The organism is Diaphorobacter caeni, from assembly GCF_015354245.1.
Classification (GTDB): Bacteria; Pseudomonadota; Gammaproteobacteria; order Burkholderiales; family Burkholderiaceae_C; genus Diaphorobacter_A; species Diaphorobacter_A caeni.
This window is the reverse complement of sequence record NZ_JADKYZ010000001.1, coordinates 80834-104029: the sequence shown is the minus strand read 5'-3', so window position 1 is coordinate 104029 and position 23196 is coordinate 80834. Positions and strand designations below refer to the sequence as shown.

General features: G+C 64.8%; 20 protein-coding genes. 7 read left to right on the top strand and 13 right to left on the bottom strand.

Annotated elements, in window-relative coordinates; translation table 11 throughout:
- Nucleotides 1-50: 50 nt before the first annotated feature.
- The 6 genes from ISG32_RS00470 to ISG32_RS00445 form a co-directional block, all read right to left on the bottom strand.
- Entirely contained in the window at nucleotides 51-1784 is a 1734-nt protein-coding gene (locus ISG32_RS00470; RefSeq protein ID WP_194769074.1) for an ABC transporter substrate-binding protein, read from the bottom strand.
- 126 nt (nucleotides 1785-1910) lie between these two features.
- Complete coding sequence (locus ISG32_RS00465; protein ID WP_194769073.1) at nucleotides 1911-2219, bottom strand: DUF2160 domain-containing protein; 309 nt, start codon at nucleotides 2217-2219, stop codon at nucleotides 1911-1913.
- 17 nt (nucleotides 2220-2236) lie between these two features.
- Nucleotides 2237-3049 carry a carbohydrate ABC transporter permease gene (locus ISG32_RS00460; protein ID WP_166309592.1) on the bottom strand — a complete coding sequence of 271 codons (813 nt, stop codon included), beginning with the start codon at nucleotides 3047-3049 and terminating at the stop codon, nucleotides 2237-2239.
- Nucleotides 3042-3950, bottom strand: coding sequence for a carbohydrate ABC transporter permease (locus tag ISG32_RS00455; RefSeq protein WP_194769072.1), 909 nt, complete (start codon nucleotides 3948-3950; stop codon nucleotides 3042-3044). The genes ISG32_RS00460 and ISG32_RS00455 overlap by 8 nt, the downstream gene beginning before the upstream one ends.
- The gene (locus tag ISG32_RS00450; protein ID WP_194769071.1) at nucleotides 3947-5020 is read right to left on the bottom strand and encodes an ABC transporter ATP-binding protein; all 1074 of its coding nucleotides are present in this window, start codon (nucleotides 5018-5020) and stop codon (nucleotides 3947-3949) included. Before ISG32_RS00450 ends, ISG32_RS00455 begins: the two co-directional genes overlap by 4 nt.
- A gap of 1 nt (nucleotide 5021) precedes the next feature.
- Nucleotides 5022-6119, bottom strand: a complete 1098-nt coding sequence (locus tag ISG32_RS00445; protein WP_194769070.1) for an ABC transporter ATP-binding protein — start codon at nucleotides 6117-6119, stop codon at nucleotides 5022-5024.
- A 249-nt stretch (nucleotides 6120-6368) separates the two neighbouring features.
- On the opposite strand from ISG32_RS00445, the gene ISG32_RS00440 reads away from it, so the two are divergent.
- Both ISG32_RS00440 and glpK read left to right on the top strand, forming a co-directional pair.
- A complete protein-coding gene (locus ISG32_RS00440; protein WP_194769069.1) occupies nucleotides 6369-7133 on the top strand; it encodes a DeoR/GlpR family DNA-binding transcription regulator in 765 nt (254 codons plus the stop codon).
- Nucleotides 7134-7170: 37 nt separating this feature from the next.
- Nucleotides 7171-8667: a glycerol kinase GlpK gene (gene glpK, locus ISG32_RS00435; protein WP_194769068.1), complete on the top strand. Its 1497-nt coding sequence runs from the start codon at nucleotides 7171-7173 to the stop codon at nucleotides 8665-8667.
- A gap of 98 nt (nucleotides 8668-8765) precedes the next feature.
- Here glpK and aqpZ read toward each other — a convergent pair whose 3' ends face one another.
- Complete coding sequence (gene aqpZ, locus ISG32_RS00430; protein ID WP_194769067.1) at nucleotides 8766-9467, bottom strand: aquaporin Z; 702 nt, start codon at nucleotides 9465-9467, stop codon at nucleotides 8766-8768.
- Between the two features lie 220 nt (nucleotides 9468-9687).
- Between aqpZ and ISG32_RS00425 the strand changes: the two genes are divergently transcribed.
- The 4 genes from ISG32_RS00425 (at nucleotide 9688) to ISG32_RS00410 (ending at nucleotide 14359) form a co-directional block, all read left to right on the top strand.
- Nucleotides 9688-11016, top strand: coding sequence for an esterase-like activity of phytase family protein (locus ISG32_RS00425; RefSeq protein WP_228529509.1), 1329 nt, complete (start codon nucleotides 9688-9690; stop codon nucleotides 11014-11016).
- Between the two features lie 83 nt (nucleotides 11017-11099).
- Nucleotides 11100-11939 carry a pyrroline-5-carboxylate reductase gene (proC, locus tag ISG32_RS00420; RefSeq protein ID WP_194769066.1) on the top strand — a complete coding sequence of 280 codons (840 nt, stop codon included), beginning with the start codon at nucleotides 11100-11102 and terminating at the stop codon, nucleotides 11937-11939.
- 55 nt (nucleotides 11940-11994) lie between these two features.
- Nucleotides 11995-13110 (top strand): RDD family protein, encoded by a 1116-nt coding sequence (locus tag ISG32_RS00415; protein ID WP_194769065.1) that lies wholly within the window; start codon nucleotides 11995-11997, stop codon nucleotides 13108-13110.
- 19 nt (nucleotides 13111-13129) lie between these two features.
- Nucleotides 13130-14359, top strand: coding sequence for a tetratricopeptide repeat protein (locus ISG32_RS00410; RefSeq protein WP_194769064.1), 1230 nt, complete (start codon nucleotides 13130-13132; stop codon nucleotides 14357-14359).
- A gap of 31 nt (nucleotides 14360-14390) precedes the next feature.
- Here the strand turns inward: ISG32_RS00410 and ISG32_RS00405 are convergent, their stop codons facing one another.
- From ISG32_RS00405 to recG, 5 genes are all read right to left on the bottom strand, one after another.
- Entirely contained in the window at nucleotides 14391-15035 is a 645-nt protein-coding gene (locus tag ISG32_RS00405) for a DUF1269 domain-containing protein (RefSeq protein WP_194769063.1), read from the bottom strand.
- Between the two features lie 133 nt (nucleotides 15036-15168).
- Nucleotides 15169-16053 (bottom strand): 4,5-DOPA-extradiol-dioxygenase, encoded by an 885-nt coding sequence (gene ygiD / locus ISG32_RS00400; RefSeq protein WP_194769062.1) that lies wholly within the window; start codon nucleotides 16051-16053, stop codon nucleotides 15169-15171.
- 24 nt (nucleotides 16054-16077) lie between these two features.
- Nucleotides 16078-16950 carry a 4-hydroxybenzoate octaprenyltransferase gene (gene ubiA, locus ISG32_RS00395; RefSeq protein WP_194769061.1) on the bottom strand — a complete coding sequence of 291 codons (873 nt, stop codon included), beginning with the start codon at nucleotides 16948-16950 and terminating at the stop codon, nucleotides 16078-16080.
- A gap of 210 nt (nucleotides 16951-17160) precedes the next feature.
- Nucleotides 17161-18126, bottom strand: a complete 966-nt coding sequence (locus tag ISG32_RS00390; RefSeq protein WP_194769060.1) for a LysR substrate-binding domain-containing protein — start codon at nucleotides 18124-18126, stop codon at nucleotides 17161-17163.
- A 248-nt stretch (nucleotides 18127-18374) separates the two neighbouring features.
- Nucleotides 18375-20504 (bottom strand): ATP-dependent DNA helicase RecG, encoded by a 2130-nt coding sequence (gene recG, locus ISG32_RS00385; protein WP_194769059.1) that lies wholly within the window; start codon nucleotides 20502-20504, stop codon nucleotides 18375-18377.
- 256 nt (nucleotides 20505-20760) lie between these two features.
- On the opposite strand from recG, the gene queA reads away from it, so the two are divergent.
- Nucleotides 20761-21894, top strand: coding sequence for a tRNA preQ1(34) S-adenosylmethionine ribosyltransferase-isomerase QueA (gene queA / locus ISG32_RS00380; RefSeq protein ID WP_194769058.1), 1134 nt, complete (start codon nucleotides 20761-20763; stop codon nucleotides 21892-21894).
- A 27-nt stretch (nucleotides 21895-21921) separates the two neighbouring features.
- Here the strand turns inward: queA and ISG32_RS00375 are convergent, their stop codons facing one another.
- Nucleotides 21922-23196 (bottom strand): LLM class flavin-dependent oxidoreductase, encoded by a 1275-nt coding sequence (locus ISG32_RS00375; RefSeq protein ID WP_194769057.1) that lies wholly within the window; start codon nucleotides 23194-23196, stop codon nucleotides 21922-21924.

The window sequence follows — 23196 nt, the reverse complement described above, 5'->3', positions numbered from 1 at the left end:
AAGGAGAAATCGGAAGATTCCACCTCCGCCACAGTCAGGCCACTTGCAGATCAGCGCACCTTGCCATCCTTCCAAGCCTGAAGCAGCTTGTCATAGGCAATGGTCTCGCCCTTGGGCTTTTCATTGGACAGCTTGGCCCACGGGGCCGCCTTGTCGGACAGCCACTTGTTCGGATCGCCCTTCTTGTTGAGCTTGGGCGCGCACTTGGCCATGCCGGCGCGCTCCAGACGCGCCATCACCTGGTCCATTTCCTCGGCCAGATTGTCCATGGCGGACTGCGGTGTCTTTTCCCCCGTCACCGCCTGTGCGACGTTTTTCCACCAGAGCTGGGCGAGCTTCGGATAGTCGGGCACGTTGGTGCCGGTCGGCGTCCACGCCACGCGCGCCGGGCTCTGGTAGAACTCGACCAGGCCGCCGTACTTGTTGGCGTTCTTGGTGAAGTACTCGCTTCGGATGTCCGAGTCGCGGATGAAGGTCAGGCCCTGGATGGACTTCTTGAGCGTCGTCGTCTTGGCGGTCACGAACTGGGCGTAGAGCCAGGCGGCGGCCGTCCTGTTGGCGTCATGGCCGTTGAAGAAGGTCCAGCTGCCCACGTCCTGGTAGCCGTTCTGCATGCCATCCTTCCAATATGGGCCGTGCGGGCCAGGCGCCATGCGCCACTTGGGCGTGCCGTCGGCATTCACCACCGGCAGACCGGTCTTGGTCATGTCGGCCGTGAAGGCGGTGTACCAGAAGATCTGCTGCGCGATGTGCCCCTGCGCCGGCACGGGGCCGGATTCGCCGAAGGTCATGCCCGTGGCTTCCTTGGGCGCGTATTTCTTCATCCAGTCCACGTACTTGGTGAGCGCGTAGACCGCAGCGGGCGAGTTGGTGGCGCCGCCGCGCGAGACCGATGCGCCGACCGGCGTGCACTTGTCGTCCGCCACGCGGATGCCCCACTCGTCCACCGGCATGCCGTTGGGAATGCCCTTGTCGGCCGCGCCCGCCATGGACAGCCAGGCGTCGGTGAAGCGCCAGCCGAGCGAAGGATCCTTCTTGCCGTAGTCCATGTGACCATAGATCGGCTTGCCGTCGATCTGCTTGACGTCATTAGTGAAGAATTCGGCGATGTCCTCGTAGGCGCTCCAGTTCTGCGGCACGCCGAGGTCATAGCCGTACTTGGCCTTGAACTTGTCCTGCAGGTCCTTGCGCGCGAACAGGTCGGCGCGGAACCAGTAGAGGTTGGCGAACTGCTGGTCGGGCAACTGGTAGAGCTTGCCGTCCGGCGCGGTGGTGAAGCTCGTGCCGATGAAATCCTTGAGGTCGAGTCCCGGGTTGGTGTATTCCTTGCCCGCGCCGTTCATGTAATCACTCAGATTCATGATCTTGCCGTAGCGGTAATGCGTGCCGATCAGGTCCGAGTCGCTGATCCAGCCGTCATAGATCGACTTGCCCGACTGCATCGAGGTCTGCAGCTTCTCGACCACGTCGCCTTCCTGGATCAGGTCGTGCTTGACCTGGATGCCCGTGATCTCGCTGAACGCCTTGGCGAGCACCTTGCTCTCGTACTCGTGCGTGGTGATGGTCTCCGAGACCACGGAGATGTTCTTCACGCCCTTGGCCTGCAGCTTCTTGGCCGCGTCGATGAACCATTTCATCTCGGCCATCTGCTGGTCCTTGTTCAGCGTGGACGGCTGAAATTCGCTGTCAATCCACTTCTTGGCTTCCGCCTCGCCTGCCCAGCCAGCCTGCCCCAAAGTCAGGGCCGCTACGGCGAAGGCAATCGCCTTGAACTGCACCTTCATTGCATGTCTCCTCAAAAGGGACTCCCCGTCTTTCTCGGGATCCGGGCCTCGGGGGAGGAGCGGGCTGGATCCTTGCCTGCAAAAAATCAGATACGAAGAACAAAGAAGCCAATCGATTCGCGCGCCTCAGCCCTTGCGCAGGATGAACGCCAGCACCAGCATCGAGATCACGAAGCTGATCCACACCGTCGGCTCGGCTTCGAGCGAGAACCACTGCGTCATCTTCTCGCCGAGCCCCACCCAGATCAGATTGATGTAGGCGGCCGTCAGCAGGCCGATGAAAAGCCGGTCGCCGCGCGTCGTCGCTATCGGCAGAAAGCCCTTGCGCAGCGTGGTGGGCGACTGGATCTCCCACACCGTCATGCCGACCAGCATCAGCGCGATGCACACGAAGAAAACCGCCACCGGCGTGGTCCATGCCATCCATTCCCACATGGGGTCTCTCCTTGAAATCAGACGCGGCCCATCGCGAAGCCCTTCGCGATGTAGTGCCGCACAAACCAGATCACCACAGCCCCCGGCACGATGGTGAGCACACCCGCCGCTGCCAGCGTCGCCCAGTCCATGCCCGAGGCGGAGACCGTGCGCGTCATCGTCGCGACGATGGGCTTGGCGTTCACGCTGGTGAGCGTGCGCGCCAGCAGCAGCTCCACCCAGCTGAACATGAAGCAGAAGAACGCCGCCACGCCGATGCCCGCCTTGATGAGCGGCAGAAAGATCGTGAGGAAAAAGCGCGGGAACGAATAGCCGTCGATGTAGGCCGTTTCGTCGATCTCGCGCGGAATGCCGCTCATGAAGCCTTCGAGAATCCACACCGCGAGCGGCACGTTGAACAGCAGGTGCGCGAGTGCCACGGCGATGTGCGTGTCCATCAGCCCGACCGTCGTGTAGAGCTGAAAGAACGGCAGCAGGAACACCGCGGGCGGCGTCATGCGGTTGGTCAGCAGCCAGAAGAACACATGCTTGTCGCCGAGGAACTGGTAGCGCGAGAACGCGTAGGCCGCGGGCAGCGCCACGGCGAGCGAGATCACCGTGTTGATCGCCACGTAGATCAGGCTGTTGATGTAGCCCGAATACCAGGATTCGTCGGTGAAGATGGTCTTGTAGTTGTCCCAGGTGAAATGCTGGGGCCAGAGCGAGAAGCTCGAGAGGATTTCCTCGTTGGTCTTGAAGCTCATGTTCACCATCCAGTAGATCGGCAGGATGGCGAAGACGAGGTAGAGGATCAGGAACAGCGTGCGTTTCTGAAAGCGTTTTTCATTCATGGCCCGCTCCTTCAGAGCTGCTCGTGCCCACGCGCTGCATCCAGTTGTAGAGGATGAAGCACAGCAGCAGGATGATGAAGAAATAGATCAGCGAGAACGCCGCCGCCGGCCCCAGGTCGAACTGGCCCACGGCCTTCTGCGTGAGGTACTGACTCAGGAACGTCGTCGCGTTGCCGGGACCGCCGCCGGTCAGCACGAAGGGTTCGGTGTAGATCATGAAACTGTCCATGAAGCGCAGCAGCACCGCGATCATCAGCACGCCGCGCATCTTGGGCAGCTGGATGTAGCGGAACACCGCGAACTTGCTCGCGCCGTCAATGCGCGCGGCCTGGTAGTACGCATCGGGAATCGAGCGCAGCCCCGCAAAGCACAGCAGCGCGACCAGCGGCGTCCAGTGCCACACGTCCATCGCCAGCACCGTGAGCCAGGCATCGGTCGCGTTGCCGGTGTAGCTGTAGTCGAAGCCCAGTTTTTCGAGCGTCTTGCCGAGCAGGCCGATGTCGGCGCGGCCGTAGATCTGCCAGATCGTGCCGACCACATTCCACGGAATCAGCAGCGACAGCGCCACGATCACCAGCACGGCCGAGGACTTCCAGCCCTGCGCCGGCATGGCCAGCGCGAGCATGATGCCCAGCGGAATTTCCACGCACAGCACCGCGAGCGAGAAACCCAGCTGGCGCAGCAGCGCGCTGTGCAGTTCTTCATCACGCATCACCTGCGCGAACCATTCGGTGCCGACGAACACGCGGCGCTCGGGCGAGATGATGTCCTGCACCGAGTAGTTCACCACGGTCATCAGCGGCAGGATCGCCGAGAACGCCACGCAGATGATCACCGGCAGGATCAGGAACCAGGCTTTCTGGTTCACCGGTTTGGTGTTGATGCTTTCCGGCGCGCTCATGGCATCAGCTCCTCGTTGGTGTTGTAGAAGCAGGTGTGCTCGTTCACCACGCGCAGCCAGACCAGTTCGCCCTCCTTGGGCAGCACCTGCTCGGGCGTGCAGCGGGCCTTGACGATCTGGCCGTAGATGGTGGCCGTCAGCATCTGGTGCGTACCCACGTCCTGCACCCGCATGACCACGCCGGGCAGCGCCCCGAGATGGCCCTCGCCCGCGATCGCCAGATACTCGGGCCGCACGCCCACGCGCAGATCGCCGTCCGGCAGCGCGCGCGGCGCGGGCACGCGGTGGCCCGCCACATGGATTTCTCCACCGCTGACCTTGGCTTCCAAAAAATTCATGCCGGGCGAGCCGATGAAGTGGCCGACGAAAGCATGCTGCGGCCGCTCGAACAGCTCGCCCGGCGTGCCCACCTGCACGGCGCGCCCGCGCGTCATCACCACCACGTGGTCGGCGAAGGTCAGCGCCTCGACCTGATCGTGCGTCACATAGACCAGCGTGAGCTTGAGCTCGTGGTGGATCTGCTTGAGCTTGCGCCGCAGCTGCCACTTGAGATGCGGATCGATCACCGTGAGCGGCTCGTCGAACAGCACCGCCGCCACGTCCTCGCGCACCAGACCACGGCCGAGCGAAATCTTCTGCTTCTCGTCCGCCGACAGCCCCGCCGCGCGCTGGTTGAGCTGGCCGCTCATCTCCAGCATCTCGGCAATCTGCCCGACGCGCTCTCGGATGCGCTGCTCGGGCACCTTGCGGTTGCGCAGCGGAAACGCGAGGTTGTCGGCCACGGTCATCGTGTCGTAGATGACGGGGAACTGAAACACCTGCGCGATGTTGCGCTCCTGGGGGCTGGCGCGCGTCACGTCGCGACCGTCGAACAGCACCTTGCCTTGCGAGGGCACGAGCAGGCCCGACATGATGTTCAGCATCGTCGTCTTGCCGCAGCCCGAGGGGCCGAGCAGCGCGTACGCGCCGCCGTCCTCGAACGTCATGTCCAGCGGCAAAAGCGCGTAGTCGCTGTCCTTCTGCGGGTTGGGGCGATAGGAGTGCGCGAGTTGGAGTTCGATGCGTGCCATCTCAGTGCCCTCCCATGGGCGCGTGTTCATGTGCCTGGGCACGGGCCGGTGCCCGCAGCAGCGCCTCGTCCGCGCCGAACAGATGGACCTGCGCCGGATCGAGGTGCAGCGTCACCGTCTCGCCGAGCGCGACGTAGTGCACGCCGGTGATCTGCGCGACCAGATCGCCCCATGAGGACCTGACGTGCACGAACGTGTCCGAGCCCGAAATCTCCGCGAGATCGACCACGCCCTGCACCGCCACATCGCCGGGCCGCGCGTGCAGCCTGAGCGCGCTCGCGCGGATGCCCAGCGTCAGCCCACCCGCCTGCGGAGCCTGCGTGCCAAGCTCCAGATACATGTCGCCCGGCAGACGCAGCCCGGTGCCCATGGCCTGCACGGCCAGCAGGTTCATCGGCGGATCGCTGAACGCGCGCGCCACCTTGAGCGAATTGGGACGATGGAAAACCTCCGCCGTCGGGCCGTACTGCAGCAGCTCGCCTTCGTGCAGCACGGCGGTGTAGCCACCCAGCAGCAGGGCCTCGCCGGGCTCGGTGGTCGCGTAGACGACGGTGGAGTCGCTGGTCGCGAACAGCTGCGTGAGTTCCTCGCGCAGCTCCTCGCGCAGCTTGTAGTCGAGGTTCACCAGCGGCTCGTCGAGCAGCATCAGCGGTGCGTTCTTGGCCAGCGCCCGGGCCAGCGCCACGCGCTGCTGCTGGCCACCCGACAATTCGGCGGGCAGGCGATCGAGAAACATGTCGATGTGCAGCCGCTCGGCCAGTTCCTTCACGCGCGCATCGACGTTCTTGAACCCCTGCAGCTTGAGCGGCGACGCGATGTTCTGCGCCACGGTCAGCGAAGGGTAGTTGATGAACTGCTGGTACACCATGGCGACGTTGCGCTCGCGCACCGGCACGCCGGTCACGTCCTTGCCATCGACCAGCACGCGACCGCCGGTGGGCACGTCCAGCCCCGCCATGATGCGCATGAGACTGGTCTTGCCAGCCTGCGTAGCTCCCAGCAGCACGGTGACGGCGCCGCTGTGCGGCGCCAGATTCATCTCCCGCAGCCACTGCTGCGAGCCCACCTTCTTGCTGATTCTCTCCAGAACCAACTCCATTTCGACCTTTCCACTCCGCGCCATCCTGGCGATTGAAGAACAAAGAAAGACGGAACGCTGCACGGCAGGCCAAGGATCAACTTGCCGGTTCGTTATTTTCGATTTCGATCATTCTTGTTCTTTTTGGCGCGTTTCAAATTCGGGGTTACCCTTGATGCTTTCTTTTTGCTTCGTTTTACAGTCTTCCCCATGGGTTCCGCCCGCGCCGATCCGATGCGGGCATGGCACAGACAGGAGACAGAGACCCGCGTGAACACCAATCCTCGTCAACTGCTGCTGCTGGAAGAAGTCCGGCAGCGAAAGAATGTCACCATCGAACAGCTCGCCGAGAGGCTCGGCGTGACGCTGCAGACCGTGCGCCGCGATGTGCAGCGCCTCGCCGAACAAGGCCATCTGATGCGCTTTCACGGCGGCGTGCGGCTGCCCTCGTCGACCACCGAAAACATCGGCTACGTGCAGCGCCAGCTGCTCAACGACGAAGCCAAACGCGCCATTGCGCGCGAAGTCGCCCGCGCGATTCCCAACGGCTGCTCGATGATTCTCAACATCGGCACCACCACCGAGGCGATTGCGCGCGAACTGATGCAGCACCGGGGCCTGCGCGTGATCACCAACAACCTGAACGTCGCCGCGATCCTTGCCGACAACCCCGAATGCGAGGTCATCGTCGCGGGCGGCGTGGTGCGCTCGCGCGATCACGGCATCGTCGGCGAGACGGCGGTGGACTTCATCCGCCAGTTCAAGGTCGACATCGGCGTGATCGGCATCTCCAGCGTCGAGCAGGACGGCACGCTGCGCGACTTCGATCTGCGCGAGGTGAAGGTTGCCCAATCCATCATCGCGCAGTCCCGCGAGGTGTGGCTGGCGGCAGATTCCAGCAAGTTCGACCGCCCCGCGATGATCGAGCTGGCGCGTCTGGACCAGATCGACGTGCTCTACACCGACGCCGAGCCCCCCGCGCCCTACGCCAGCCTGCTCGAAGAAGCCGGCGTCCAATGCGTGATCGCGGCGTGACGCCTCCCGAACCAGACATCCGCACATCACGCACACCATGACCTCGTACCTCCTCGCACTCGACCAAGGCACCTCCAGCTCGCGCAGCATCGTGTTCGACCACAAAGGCCGGATCGTGGCCCTCGCGCAGCGCGAACTGCCGCAGATCTACCCGCGTCCCGGCTGGGTCGAACACAGCCCCACGGAGATCTGGAACACCCAGCTCGCGACCGCCCAAGAGGCGCTCACGAAGGCGGGCATCACCGCCCGCGACATCCGCTCCATCGGCATCACCAACCAGCGCGAGACCACCGTGCTGTGGAACCGCAGGACCGGCGCTCCGATCCACAACGCCATCGTCTGGCAGGACCGCCGCGCCGAACCCATCTGCGCCCAGTTGCGCGAGCAGGGCATGGCAGAGACCATCCAGGCCAAGACGGGGCTGCTGATCGACGCCTATTTTTCGGGCACCAAGCTGCAATGGCTGCTCGACAACGTGCCCGACGCGCGCGCGCAGGCCGAACGCGGGGAGCTCGCCTTCGGCACCGTCGACGCGTGGCTCATCTGGCAGCTCACCGCGGGCCAGCGCCATGTGACGGACGTGAGCAACGCCTCGCGCACGATGCTGTTCAACGTGCATACGAACGAGTGGGACGACGAGCTGCTCGCGCGGCTGAACATCCCGCGCTCGCTGATGCCCGAGGTGCTGCCATCGAGCGCCGATTTCGGCGCGACGAACGATGCGCTGTTCGGCAGCGGCATCAACATCGGCGGCGTCGCGGGCGACCAGCAGAGCGCGCTGTTCGGCCAGGCCTGCTTCTCCGCCGGGATGGCCAAGAACACCTACGGCACGGGCTGCTTCATGCTCATGCACACGGGCCACACCTTCCAGACCTCGCAGAACGGCCTGCTCACCACCAGCGCCGCGCAGACCCACACGCGCCCCGAGTTCGCGATGGAGGGCAGCGTGTTCGTCGGCGGCGCGGTCGTGCAATGGCTGCGCGACGGCCTGCGCGCCATCGAGAACAGCGGCGAAGTGCAGTCGCTCGCCGAAAGCGTGCCCGACAGCGGCGGCGTGATGCTGGTGCCCGCGTTCACCGGCCTCGGCGCGCCCTACTGGAAGCCCGATGCGCGCGGCACGATCACCGGCCTCACGCGCGGCACGACGCTCGCGCACATCGCGCGCGCCGCGCTGGAATCCATCGCCTACCAAAGCGCCGCCCTGCTGCAGGCCATGAGCCGCGATGCCGTGGCCGCCGGCGGCGCGCCCGTCACCGAACTGCGCGTGGACGGCGGCGCGAGCGTGAACAATCTGCTGATGCAGTTCCAGGCCGATCTGCTCGGCATCCCGGTGGTGCGCCCCGCCTGCGTGGAGACCACCGCACTCGGCGCGGCCTATCTCGCGGGACTGTCATCGGGCATGTACCGGAGCACAGAGGAGCTCTCGGCGCTGTGGAAGGCAGAGCGCCGCTTCATGCCGACCATGCAGCGCGACCGCGCAGCCGAGCTGATGCAGCAATGGGAGCATGCGGTGCGCCAGACCACGGCGGATTAAGAACAACACCTCGCCAGAACAAAAAAAGAGATGGAGCCGCGAGGCCCCATCTCTTTTTGTTTTGTGGATCGCAGCAAGCCGCTGCGACGGCCGACTGCTTACTCGTTGGAGTCCGCCAGAAACGCCTTGTAGATCACCGCACCGATGATGGCGCCAACGATGGGCATCACCCAGAAGAACCACAGCTGCGACATCGCGATGGACGGACCGAACACGGCCACACCGGTGCTGCGGGCGGGGTTCACCGAGGTGTTGGTGACCGGGATCGAGATCAGGTGGATCAGCGTCAGGCACAGGCCGATCGCCACGCCGGCAAAGCCGCCAGCCGCGCGCTTGGCGGTCGCGCCCAGAATCACGATCACGAAGATCGCGGTCAGCACCACTTCGGCCACGAGCGCCGCCACCATCGAGTAGCCACCGGGCGAGTGCTCGCCGAAGCCGTTGGTCGCGAAGCCGCCGATGTCGGCGCCCGGCTTGCCGGTGGCGATCACGTACAGCACCGCACCTGCCGCAATCGCGCCGAGCACTTGGGCGATGATGTAGCCCGGCAGTTCAGACGCCTTGAAGCGCCCGCCGACCATCAGGCCCACGGACACGGCCGGGTTGAAGTGCCCGCCCGAGATCGGGCCAAGCGCGTAGGCACCCGTCAGCACCGTCAGGCCGAACGCGAACGACACGCCCAGCAGGCCGATGCCCACGTTGGGAAACGCCGCAGCCAGCACAGCGCTGCCGCAACCGCCGAAAGTCAGCCAGAAAGTGCCGATAAATTCAGCAGCCCATTTCTTGATGTTGGATGCCATATCCATTCCTTTTGTATCAATAAACTTCTCACTCTTGCACTGCCGCGCCCGAATTTCATCGTCTGTACAGACGAAAGTTCCGTGCTTCGGCGGTCCCGGCAAAATGCTACTCAGTCCTTGTGACACATAGGCCCTGAGAATGTGAACAATTCACCCCGCTCGACGCAAAAGACGTTGCCAATTGGAACAAGGCGGCAGCCTCCCCAGTGAAGTCTCTTTCATGCCAGATTCCTCTTCTTTCTATGCGAATGCCGCAGGCCCGCGGTCGATGGAACACCGGACGATTCTTTCGCGCCCACGGCCCCGCCTCTTCATGCGCACGCTCACCGTGCCATTTCGCATCGCCTGCGTACTCACGTTCACGGCCACGCTGCTGACGGCCTGCAGCGGCTCCGCGCCCGTGGCGATGCCGGCGCACCAGACCACGCGCTGCGAGGTCACGTCCGACGGTGACAAACACGCTGCCCCGCGCTTTCGGCTGCTCGGCGAGGTGCGCTGGGACGTCGATACCGCCTACGGCGGCGTGCCCGTCGGTGGGCTCTCGTCCATCGACTGGGATGCCGGGCGCGGAGTGTTCTGGCTGGTGAGCGACGACCGCGCCGTGAACGGCCCTGCGCGCTTTTACTCAGCGCGAATGCAGTACGACGAGCGCGGCCTGCAGCACGTTTGGCTGAGCGGCATGCACACTTTGCTCGACCCCGAGCAGCGGCCTTACGCCAACGCGCAACAGCCCAGCAAGGGCGTCGCGGTGCCGGACGCCGAAGCCATGCGCGCCGTGCCGGGAAGCGATCGCCTGCTCTGGGCCAGCGAGGGTGATTTTCCACGCGGCTTCGGCCCCGAGCTCAACGAGATCCGCAGCGATGGGCATTGGCTGCGCCGCTGGCCGCTGCCCGAATCGCTCACGCAGATCGCCAGGAACAGCGGCCCGCGCAACGGCTTCACATTGGAAGGCATGGCCTTCAGCCCCGACGCGCGCACGCTCTGGCTGGCCATGGAAGGCGCGCTCAAGCAGGACGGTGCCATGCCCACGCCTGGCGATGCGGGCGCGCCCGTGCGCATCACCGCGCTCGACGCCCACTCGCACCAGCCCCTGCGCCAGATCGCCTGCCAGCCCGATGCCCTGCCCGCATCGATCGCCCTGCTGCCGCAACGCGCGGTCAACGGCGTGAGCGACATCCTCGCCGACGGCCCGGATCATCTGCTGGTGCTCGAACGCTCGTTCTCGCTTGGCGAGGGCTGGGGCGCAAAGCTGTATCGCATCGACATCCGCGAGTCGGCCACCACCGATGTGCTGAACCTGCACCGCATTCCTCCCGACAGCTCGCGCACCGCCCGCAAGACGCTGGTGCTGGACTTCGCACGGCTCGGGCTTCGCAGCGTCGACAACCTGGAGGGCATGACCTGGGGGCCGCCGCTCACGAACGGCGAACGGGTGCTGCTGCTGGTGAGCGACAACAACTTCAACCCCGCCGAGGTCACCCAATTCATCGCGCTCGCGGAGCTGCCGCGCTGCAAAACCGAACAATTCACTATGGCCCCCGGCGTATAGTGCCCACCAACCGCGCATCAACCTCGGATCACCGGCGCGTCACCCGCACATCACGCATCCCTTCGATCACACCCAGCAAAGCCATGTCCGCAACTTCCACCGACTCCATCCAGCTTCCCGTCATCGCCTTCATCGGCGGCGGCAACATGGCCACCGCCATCATCGGCGGCCTGATCGCCAAGGGCGTTCCCGCATCGCAGATCCTCGTGGTCGAGCCCTGGGACGAGGCACGCGCCAACCTGAAGAAGCACTTCGGCATCGACGCCCTGCCGGCCGCCACCGCTGCGCTCGCCAAGGCGCGCCTCGTGGTCTGGGCCGTCAAGCCCCAGACCTTCAAGGATGCGGCCACCGCCAGCGCCGAACACGCCCGTCAGGCCGTGCACCTGAGCATCGCCGCCGGCATCACCAGCGACAGCATCGCCGCCTGGCTCGCGAGCGACCGCATCGTGCGCGCCATGCCCAACACGCCCGCGCTTGTCGGCAAGGGCATCACCGGCCTGTTCGCCCGCGCGGCGGTGACCACCGACGAGAAGCTGCTGATTGAGCAGGTGATCAGCTCCACCGGCCAGTTCATCTGGGTGAAGGCCGAGGACCAGCTCGACGCCGTGACCGCCATTTCCGGCTCCGGCCCTGCCTATGTGTTCCTGTTCCTCGAGGCCATGGCCAAGGCCGGCACCGACATGGGCCTGCCCGCCGATCAGGCCTACCAGCTCGCCGTCGCCACCTTCCAGGGCGGCGCGGAACTCGCGGCCCGTTCGAGCGAAACGCCCGAGGTGCTGCGCCAGCGCGTGACCAGCAAGGGCGGCACCACGCACGCCGCCATCACCCACATGCAAGAGCAGAAGGTGCCCGAGCACTTCATCGCCGCCATGCGCGCCGCAGAAAAGCGGGCGCAGGAATTGGCAATCGAATTTGGAAAATAAATAGTTTTTCCCATACACTGCATGTCCCAGCACCGGCCCCTCCCTCTGGCGCAACATGCAGTGTCCCCAATGCAATTGGCAAAACCCGAGCAGCTTCACCGAATGCTTCAACTGCAGACGGCCCCTGCTCGCGACCACGTCGGCACCAGCCGTCGCCGCTCCCGCTGACCTCCCGCGCTTCGATCCCGAACTCCCCGCCGAGCCGCATCGGCTGACGCGCTTTGTCGCCACGCTCATCGATTTCGTCGCGCTGATCGCCATCGCCGGTCTGCTGATCGCCGCAAGCGTGTGGGTGTCGCGCGTCGGCGGTGACAGCCCGTGGTCAAGCGCCGTGCTTCTGCCGTTGCTGCTCGCGATTCCGCTGCTGCCCTTCATCCTGCTCGGCGCGCTCGACAGCGCGGGCGGCACGCCCGGCAAGCGCTGGTTCGGACTCGAGGTGCGCGGCCCCTCCGGAAAGCGGCCCGGACTCGTTCGCGCCACGCTGCGGCAGTTGCTCAAATACCTCGCGAATCTGGGCCTGCCCTTCGTCTTTCACTGGGTCGACCGCATCGTGTTCGGCGAGCAGGGCGCGCACAACGTGCTCACCGGCAGCTACGTGGTGCGGCGCCATGCCGATCCGGAGCGCATCCGCCGCTTCATCCAATCGAGCGAGGCGCGCGGCGCGGGCAAGCGGCGTCTGGCCAGTGGCCTCAGCATCGGCGTCACCGCGTTGCTGACCGCCCTCATTCTGGCCACCGCGATCCACAGTTGGGTGCAGGACCGCCAGCACCCCGAGATCGCCAGTGCGCGCAGGGCGGTGAACGAAATCGTGCGCGCCTTCAAGCCCATCACCCAGCTCGCCACCGCGCACTACACGCGCACCGGGCGCTTCGCCGCCGACGCGCAGGAGCTCGGCCTCAACGCCATGCCGAAAGGCATCGCCGCACTCTCGCTCGACCCTCGCAACGGCGCGATCATGGCCACGCTGGCGGGCGATGCGGGAGATACGGGGGACGCTGGCCATGCCCGCCTTCTGGGCAAGCACCTCGTCTGGCGGCCTGAATTCAAGCAGCGCAAGGGCGAGACCGAACTCAAGAAATGGCGTTGCGGCAGCACCGACATTCCCAAAGCCGAACTGCCCTCGCCGTGCAACGACGACCTGAGCGCGCTGGCCGCGCCCAAGGCGCCCTGAAGATCGAAAGACCGCATCCATGACCGCTCTCCCGCAGCCACTCCTCGACGAATACCTCGCCGCCGACAACAACGACCACTGGAGCTCCGCGCTTGAAGTCGCCGAGCGTGCCGTCGCAAGGTGCCCCGGCAGCGCGCAGGCCTTTGCGATGCGTGCACGCGCGAATTGGCGGATGGGCGAGGCCGATGCCTGCGACAGCGACGTCGCCCACGCGCTGCAGCTTGATCCGCGCTGCGCGCTCGCCATCGCCACGCAGGCCGCGCGCATGGACGCCGAAGGGCAGACCACGCAGGCCGTCGCCAGACTCGACGAAGCCATCCGCAGTCTGCCCGGCGATGCCCGATTGCACATCGCGCGCGGCTGGATCCATCAGGAAAACGAACGCGCCAACGAGGCCCTGCTGGACTACCACCAGGCCATCGCGCTCGATCCGCAGAACATGCGCGGCCATGTCAACGCGGCGGCGCTGCTCGGCGCTCTGGGCCGCCGCGAGGAGGCCGCCGATCTATGGCACAGCGGCGCGCTGGCCAATCCCGACAACGGCCAGCTCGCCTACAACGCGGGCACCGCGCTCTACCAGCAAAAGGATTACGAGCGCGCCATCCTTCATCTCGACCGGGCCCGCCGCATCATCGGCGAACGCAACGACGTGCAGATGAACCGCGCCCAGACGCTGCAGATGCTGGAGCGCCATCAGGAGGCCGTGGATGAATGGCTGCAGCTCTATCGCCGCGAACCGCATTGGGACTGGGTGCTGAGCGGACTGATCGAGAGCTGCTACCGGCTGGGCGACACCACGAACGCGCAGCGCTTTCGCTGGGAGCTGGACAAGCTCTCGGGCGACCATGAGGGCACGGTCAAGCTCGGCTGGCTGCTGTTCCATGATCGCAGGAGCGAGGAGCTGATCGAGCTGGTCGAGCCGCTCGCCAAGGACGCGCACGCGCGCCCGGAGTTCGGTCAGATGATGGGAATGTCGCTGCGCCGTCAGGAAAAATTCCCCGAGGCGCTGCAGTGGATGGAGCGCACCGTCACCACGCACGACGACTACCACTGGGCGCGCGGCGACCTCGCCAATCTGCTGTCCGAGATCTACGGCCGCCACGACGAGGCGCTCAAGCACATCCAGATCGCCATCTCGATGTCTCCGGATTCCAGCTTCTACCGCCGCATTCACGGCGAGATTCTGGAGCGCAAGAACGGCGGATCCGCCAAAAAAGGCGGATGGCTCAAGCGTCTGTTCGGCGGCTGACCGGCGGCGGACAAGCCGCCGCTCCGGGAAATCAGGACTTCTTCGAGCTGAAGGCGTTCTGGATGCTGGTCTTGAGCTTGGTGAGACTCTCGCCCACGTCGTCCTTCCAGTCTTCCAGCTTGCCGTGCCATTCGGCGCTCTTCTTCTCGCGCAGCACGCGGCGTGCTTCCTGAGCGGCGGCGATCGCCGCCTCTTCCTGAGCGGCCACCTCTTCCTGCACCACGGCCAGCGGACGGCGCAGCACCACGCCGCCAAGCTGGTCGGAGATGCCGTTGACGGCCTGAGTCGAGTCCTCTCCCACGGTGGCGATCAGCGTGGTCGAGCCCGGCGGCATCGCGCGCATCATCTGATCGAGCACGCTCGCGCGGTCCTGCAGCTTGTCGGCCGACACCGCGCTGCCCACGAGCGCGCCATAGACGCCGCCCAGCAGCACGCCCAGCGGACCGGCGAGCATGCCGATCAGCGATCCCACCAGCGTGCCGGTGAGCGGGCCGCTCGCCGCGCCGCCGTCGGTGGCTCCATCCTTCACGGAGAAGGTGCCATCCATGGCGCGCTGCACCACGGCAGCGTTCTGCAGTTGCACCTTGCCGGAGGCGACCGCCCCCTTCAATTCAGACAGTGCCTGATAGGCCTTGCTCTCATCCGCGAAGCTCAAAAGGACGACGTTCTGTTCCATAGCTGTACCCCATTGATGTTGAAATGACATAGCACGAACGATTCAATGTAGTCGAGCCAGCGCCATTTCATGTGACCTGAGGCCGGGTTTTTCACTCCGATACGGCTGTTTCCTTCAGGGCGTGTTGACGCTCTCAGGCATCACCCCAGATCGCCGAGCGCATGGAGATCGCGGCCATCTGGAAATCGCCATTGAAGAAGCGCGGCGCCTCCCCCTCGTGCACCGCGCCTGCGGCGTGCAGCAGCGGCAGATAGTGATCGAACGTGGGATGCGCCATCTGGGCGACGCGGCCGAGTTCCTGAAAACGGGCGAGCGCCTGCAGGTTGCCCGCCTCGATGCGCCCGGCCACATGCTGGTCGAACTCGATGGCCCAGTCATAGGCCTGGTTGGGGGCCGCGCCCGGCTGCATCGCGCGCAGGTTGTGCACGATGTTGCCGCTCCCCACGATCAGCACGCCCTGCTCGCGCAACGCCTGCAATTGCTGGCCGAGCGCGAAGTGTTCCGCCGCCGGTCGGCTGTAGACCAGACTCAACTGCACGACGGGAATGTCGGCGCCCGGGAACATGGGCTTGAGCACGCTCCAGGTGCCGTGGTCCAGTCCCCATTCGGATTCGTCGACGAGCACCGGGCGGTCGAGCGCAGGCGCATCGAGCCGCGCGGCCAGTTCGCGCGCCACCGCAGGCGCGCCCGGCGCCGGGTACTGCTGGGCGAACAGCTCCTGCGGGAAACCGCCGAAATCATGGATCGTGCGCGGCTCGGCCATGCCGGTCAGGGCCCACTCATGGCGCGTGAGCCAGTGCGCCGAGATGCACAGAATCATCTGCGGCCTCCCGTGGCGCGCAAGCAGCGTCTCGCCGAGCGCCTGCCAGCTGCGGCGGTATTCGTTGTCCTCGATCGCGTTCATCGGGCTGCCGTGCCCAAGAAACAGCACGGGCATGCGCGGCGATGCCTTGAGCGAGGCCAGCCCCGCAGCGGCGGCCAGTTGATCGGGCGAATGAAATGCAGTGGTGTCAGTCATGATGCACTCCCATGTGAGGGCAAATCAGCGCAATGCAAATCCCAGCACGGTGCCGACGAAGATGGAAACGCCCATCCAGTGGCTCTTGCTGAAGGCGATGAAGCAGCCCTCGCGCGTGCGGTTGCGGATCAGCGTGTAGTGCCAGACCATCTGCGCCGCCGCCACCGCCATGCCGAGCCAGAACGGCCAGCCCAGGTGATACGGCGCGATCGCCACGGCCGTGAGGCCCCAGCACAGCGCGAAGAACAGCATGATGCCCGCCACGTCAAAGCGGCCCAGCGTGATCGCCGAGGTCTTCATGCCGATCTTGAGGTCATCGTCGCGGTCGACCATCGCGTATTCGGTGTCGTAGGCGAGCACCATGAACATGTTGGCCGTCCAGAGCAGCCACGCGGTCACCGGCACTTCGCCGATCACGGCGGCGAACGCGATCACGATGCCGAAGTTGAAGGCAATGCCGAGAAACGCCTGCGGCATCGCGAAGAAGCGCTTGGTGAACGGATAGAGAATCGTGAACAGCACGGCGGGCACCGACCACGCCACTGCCTCCCAGCGCGTGGTGAGCACGAGCCCCAGCGAGACGAGCGCCAGCACCACGCCGAGCATGGATGCCTCGAAGACCGAGACCTGCCCACTGGTGATCGGGCGGGCCTTGGTGCGCTTCACATGCTTGTCAAAATCACGATCGGCGATGTCGTTGATGCAGCAGCCCGCGCTGCGCATCAGCACCGTGCCAAGCACGAACACGATCAGCAGATGCCAGCCCGGAAAGCCGTCCGCCGCCACCCACAGCGCCACCAGCGTGGGCCAGACCAGCACGAGCCAGCCCGCGGGACGATTGAAGCGGACCAGGTCCAGATACAGGGACAGGCGTGAGCGGGGTGCGACGGCGGACATGCAGGTTTCGAGAATTCAGTGAATGGAAGCAGGCGCCGTCACCGGAGTGCGGCCCGACGTTTATACGCCATGCAGTGCCGTCACTGCGCAGCAGGAGAAAGGTCTCCCCACTGCTTGCGCTGATTGGGCAGACAAGCCTGCGCCAGAAACGAAAAAGGCGCTGATCCTCCGATCAGCGCCAATTTGCGTCGCAGTGGCTGGGTTGGTCGCTCAGGACAAGCGGGTCACGCCAGGCAGTTCGCAGGCGAACACGGCATTGCGCAGTGCAGCAATGGCTTCGTAGCGGGTGAAGCTGCGGCGCCATGCGAGCACGACGCGGCGCATTGGAGGACCACCTCCATCTTCTTCCTTGATGGGCAGGTAGCGGATGTGCGCATCATCGCTCTTGCGACGGCGCGATGTGGTGATCAGCGCATCGCGCGGCACCGACAGACGAGGCACCAGCGTCACGCCCATGCCGGCGGACACCATGTGCTTGATCGTTTCGAGCGAAGAGCCTTCGAACGTGCGGCGGATGCCTTCGGAGTTGCTCGCGTAGCGGGCGAACTCAGGGCAGACTTCCAGCACGTGGTCGCGGAAGCAGTGGCCTGCGCCCAGCAGCAGCATGGTCTCGTTCTTGAGTTCCGAGGCCGACACATAGGGCTTTTCGGCCAATGGGTGGCTGGCGGGCACGGCGGCCATGAAGGGCTCGTCATAGAGAGGAGCCAGAGCAAGACCCGTGTCCGGGAAGGGTTCGGCCATGATGGCGCAGTCGATTTCACCGGTGCGCAGCATTTCCAGCAGCTTAGCGGTGAAGTTTTCCTGCAGCATCAAAGGCATCTGGGGTGTGCGCGCAATAGCGTGACGCACCAGTTCCGGCAGAAGATAGGGGCCGACGGTATAGATCACGCCGAGCGTCAGTGCGCCAGCAAGTGGATCCTTGCCGCGCTTGGCGATTTCCTTGATCGCGGCGGCCTGTTCCAGGACGCTTTGCGCCTGACGGACGATCTGTTCGCCCAGCGGCGTGACGGACACATCACCGGCACTGCGCTCGAACAGCTTGATTTCCAGTTCGTCTTCCAGTTTCTTGACCGCGACGGACAAGGTGGGCTGGGAGACATAGCACGCGTCGGCCGCGCGACCAAAGTGCTTCTCCCGGGCTACTGCGACGATATATTTGAGTTCTGTGAGGGTCATGTGATTTCCTGCAAGGCCATACAACATTTTGCACTGCGGCGCTGCCGACAGTATCGTGTGCGCGAATTCCATGCAAACCGCAAAAACAATTAAGCGACTCCAAACAATTGGAATCCGCGGCTTTTTGCATCTATCGGCACCGAAACAGTGCGCAACAATGGCTATTTAAAAAGACTCGCGTCGCTTCAGAAAAATATCAACTTCATACAAGTACCTGAAAACCAAAAATATCGAAGCTGCCGACGAGGCTAGGCTTTCAAAAAATCCGATTTGCTTCCCAACCAACGCGCCACATGCCGCTCGGACAACGCCGGATACTCATCCAGCATTTGCGGTGCAGCATTGCGAGCCCAACTCAACAAATCGGCATCGATAGATAAATCAGCAAATCGTAACAAAGCGTCACCGGATTGGCGCGCTCCCAACAGTTCTCCCGGTCCGCGAATCTCCAAGTCCCGTCTGGCGATCTCGAAACCATCATTGGTTTCCGCCATGGCCTTGAGCCTTTCGCGAGCCGTTTGCGCCAAACGTCCGCTTTCACCAGTTGAATAAAGTAACACACATGCCGAAGCTGCCGCCCCCCGGCCCACTCGGCCTCTGAGCTGGTGCAGCTGGGACAGCCCAAATCGCTCGGCATGTTCAATCACCATCAGCGATGCGTTCGGCACGTCGACACCCACCTCGATCACCGTAGTGCTGACCAACACGCCCATCGTACCGCCCTTGAATTCTCCCATCACGTTTTTCTTTTCAATAGCGGGCATTCGGGAATGCAATAGGCCCACCTTGACGCCAGGCAACGCTTCGCTGAGTTCAACGTGCGTGGCCGTGGCATTGGAGAGATCCAGCGCCTCGCTTTCCTCAATCAATGGACACACCCAATAGACTTGCCGCCCCTCCGCTACCTGCATGGCGATGCGCTCGATCACCTGGTCCTTGCGGCTGTCGGAGATCACCTTGGTCACGATCGGCGTACGGCCCGGGGGCAATTCGTCGATCGTGGAGACATCGAGGTCCGCAAAGTAGCTCATCGCCAAGGTCCTTGGAATAGGAGTTGCACTCATCATCAGCATGTGCGGCTCCATTCCCATGCCCTTGAGCTTCTGCCTGAGCGCCAGCCGCTGGGCCACGCCGAAGCGGTGTTGTTCGTCAATCACCGCCAGCGCCAGATTCTTGAAGTGCACCTGCTCCTGAATGACTGCATGTGTACCAACAACCAGGGCCGCTTCGCCACTCTCGACCATTGAGAGCATTTGCGCGCGCTCCTTCTTCTTCTGCCCGCCCGCCAGCCAGGCCACGCGCTTGCCGCGGCTTGCCAGCAGCGGTTCGATCCAGCCGATGAGCTTGGAGAAATGCTGCTCCGCGAGGATTTCGGTCGGCGCCATGAGAGCGCACTGCCATCCGGCATCCATGCAGATCGCCGCGGCCATGGCGGCCACCACGGTCTTGCCCGAGCCGACATCGCCCTGCAGCAGTCGGTGCATCGGCGTGGCCTTGGCGAGGTCACCGAAGATCTCTTCACACACGCGGCGCTGCGCAGCGGTCAGGTCAAACGGCAAAACAGCCTGAAGCTGCTCATGCAGCGCGCTCGCATCCGGTGCGGGCATGAGTTGCGGCGAGCGCAGTCGCGCGCGCTCTCTTTTGGCGGTGAGCTGCGAGAGCTGCTGCGCAAGCAGTTCCTCCGCCTTGAGGCGCTGCCAGGCGGGGTGGGTGTGATCCTCCAGCGTGGCCAGCGCCACGTCAGGCGTGGGGTGGTGCAGGAAGAACAGGGAGTCGCTGAGACTCCAAAGCGGCTCGAAGCCCTTGGCTCCGCGCAGCGCGACCGGCGCGGGCGGCAGATGGGGACCGAGCGTCTCGGAGAGTTCGGCGCGGCGCAGGCCGCTGGCCACGGCGCGGCGCAGATAGGCCTGGGGCAGCTGCGCGACCGTGGGATAGACCGGCGTCAGCGCGGCGGGCAGTTCACCCTCCGCCTTGCGAAACACCGGGTGCAGCATCTGCCGCCCCCAGAACCCGCCCTTGACCTCGCCGCGCGCGCGGATGCGCTCGCCCACCGCCATCGTCTTCTGATGCGATGGGTAGAAGCTGAAAAAGCGCAGTTCGCACTCTCCCGTCCCGTCGTCCAGCCGCACCACCAGCTGACGGCGCGGACGCATCTGGATTTCGCTGGACACCACCACGCCCTCGATCTGCGCCGGCTCGCCATCCCGCGCATTGCGGATGGGCGTGATGCGGGTCTCGTCCTCATAGCGGTGCGGCAGGTGCAGCGCCAGATCGATGTCGCGCACCAGTCCGAGCTTGTGCATCGCCTTCTGGGGCGCGCTCAGCTCGGCCTTTTTCGGGCTCGAAGATGACGGTGAGGAGGAAGAAGAGGCCGGCATGTCGGCGTGGTTCGCTATCGGTTTGAACGGGTTGGCAGGTACGGGGGCAAAAGGCTATCACGTCTGCGCCATGTTTTTCATGATACGACGCGCCTTGCACGCTGATCGGCGCACAAGCTGCCGCAATTCCGCTTCATCGCCCCGGCCTTCGAGCACGTTCTAAAATACGGCCCCAGCAAGTAGTCAGTTACCCATTGGACCCGTTCAGGCCTGTCAAGCCCCGCTCCCTCACGAGCTGAACGCTTCCCCGCCAGCCATGTCACCTATCTCTTCCAGCAGCCTCCCCGCCGACGCATCGGCCACGGCAACCCGTCGCGAATTCAACCTGAGCGACTTCGACTTCGACCTCCCCGAATCCCTGATTGCACAACACCCGACCGCCGTGCGCAGCGCCTCGCGCCTGCTCGACGGCCGCGTGAGCACGCCCGTGGACCGCATCTTCAACGAGCTGCCCGACCTGCTCGAGCCCGGCGATCTGCTGGTCTTCAACGACACGCGCGTGCTCAAGGCCCGCCTCTTCGGCGAAAAGGCAAGCGGCGGCAAGCTCGAGCTTCTGGTCGAGCGCGTGCTGCAGGGCAACGAGGTCGTGGTCCACATGCGCGTGAGCAAAAAGCCGCTGATCGGCGGTCGCATGCACCTGTGCGGAGGTCTGGCGAACGGCGGCTTCGACGCGGTGCTGCTCGGCCGCTGGCCCGATGAGAACGGACAGCTCTTTCACGTCGCCTTCACCGGCCCGAACGGCGAGACGCCCTACGAGCTGATGGAGCAGCACGGCCACCTGCCGCTGCCGCCCTACATCGAGCGCCAGCAGAGCACCGGCGAAGATCCCGACGAGGCCGAGGACAGCGAGCGCTACCAGACCGTTTTCGCCGCCAAGCCCGGCGCGGTGGCGGCTCCGACGGCCGCGCTGCACTTTGATCAATCCGTGCTCGAGCGGCTGGCGGCACGCGGTGTCGAACGCGCCAGCGTCACGCTGCACGTGGGCGCGGGCACCTTTCAGCCCGTGAAGACCGAGAACCTCTCCGAGCACGTGATGCACAGCGAGTGGTACAGCATTCCGTTCACCACGCTGGCGGCCCTGGAGCGCACCCGCCAGCGTGGCGGACGCATCATCGCCGTGGGCACGACCACCGTGCGCACGCTGGAGTCCTGGGCCAAGTCCGGCAACCTCTCGGGCGACACCAACATCTTCATCACTCCGGGATTCCAGTACCAGGTGGTGGACATGCTCGTCACCAACTTCCACCTGCCAAAAAGCACGCTGATGATGCTGGTGAGCGCCTTTGCCGGCTACGAGCACATCATGGGCCTGTACCGGCACGCGATCGCGCAGCAGTACCGCTTCTTCAGCTACGGCGATTCGATGCTGCTGGCGCGCAAGCGGGACTGACCCCAGCGCTGCGTCACACTGGCTGTGTCACACGGGCTGCGCCAGCCCGAGATGCCCACGCAGCGTGCTCGCCGCATAGTCGCGGCGAAATTGACCGCGCTCCTGCAGGATCGGAACGACCTCGCGCGCAAACTCCTCGAAGCCGGAAGGAAAGCAGGCCGGCATGATGTTGAAACCGTCCGCCGCTCCCGCATCCACCCAGTGCTGCATGTGATCCGCGATCTGCTCGGCGGTGCCGGTCACGACCTGGTGTCCACGGCTGCTCGCAACATGGTGATAGAGCTCGCGCAGCGTGAGCCGCTGTTCCTTCGCGATTCGGAGCAGCAGTCCGCGGCGGCTGAATCCACCGTCGCCCAGTGGAAGATCCGGCACCGGCGCATCGAGATCGGCGCCGCTCAGGTCGAAGTCCAGTTCCACAGAGAGCATGTGGTGCGCCTTGCTCTGATCCGTGAACGACTGCAGCGTCGCCAGCTTGTCGCGCGCCTCGGCCGCCGTTCTCGCGACGATGGGCATGAGCCCCGGCATCACCTTCACCTGCGACGGATCTCTGCCCGCTTCGCCCACCTGCCGCTTGAGCTGCCCGTAGAACTCCCGCGCCGCCGCCAGATCCTGCTGCGCGGTGAAAATCACCTCGCCATGGCGCGCGCCCAGCTTCTGGCCAGGCCCCGACGATCCGGCCTGAATCAGCACCGGCTCACCCTGGCTGCTGCGCGTGACGTTGAGCGGTCCCTTCACCTGAAAGTAGTGGCCCGCGTGGTTGAGCTCATGCAGCTTGGCTGCGTCGATGTAGACGCCCGCCTCCTTGTCGCGCACATAGGGGTCGGCATCCCATGAACGCCACAGGCCCTTGACCACCTGCACGAACTCCTCGGCGATCGTGTAACGCTCGCTCGATTCCGGATGCAGCGTGCGGCTGAAGTTGCCCGAGCCGTCCTGCACCGTGGTGACGATGTTCCAGGCCGCGCGGCCCTGACTCAACAGATCGATGGAGGCCAGCGAACGCGCGAGGGTGAACGGATCGCTGTAGGTCGTGGAGGCCGTCGCCGCCAGACCGATGCGGCGCGTCTGCACCGCCAGCGCCGAGAGCACCACCAGCGGATCGGGACGCGTGATCATTGAAGGATGCGCGTCCTTGCTGGTCACCAGCCGGTCGCCAAAGAACACCATGTCGAACTTCGCCGCCTCGGCCTCGCGCGCCATGCGCGTGATCAGCTCGAAATTCTCCGTTCCCGATTCAGCGCCGGGAAAGCGCCAGCCCGCAGCATGGTGGCCCGCCGCGAGCAAAAACAAACCCAGATGCAT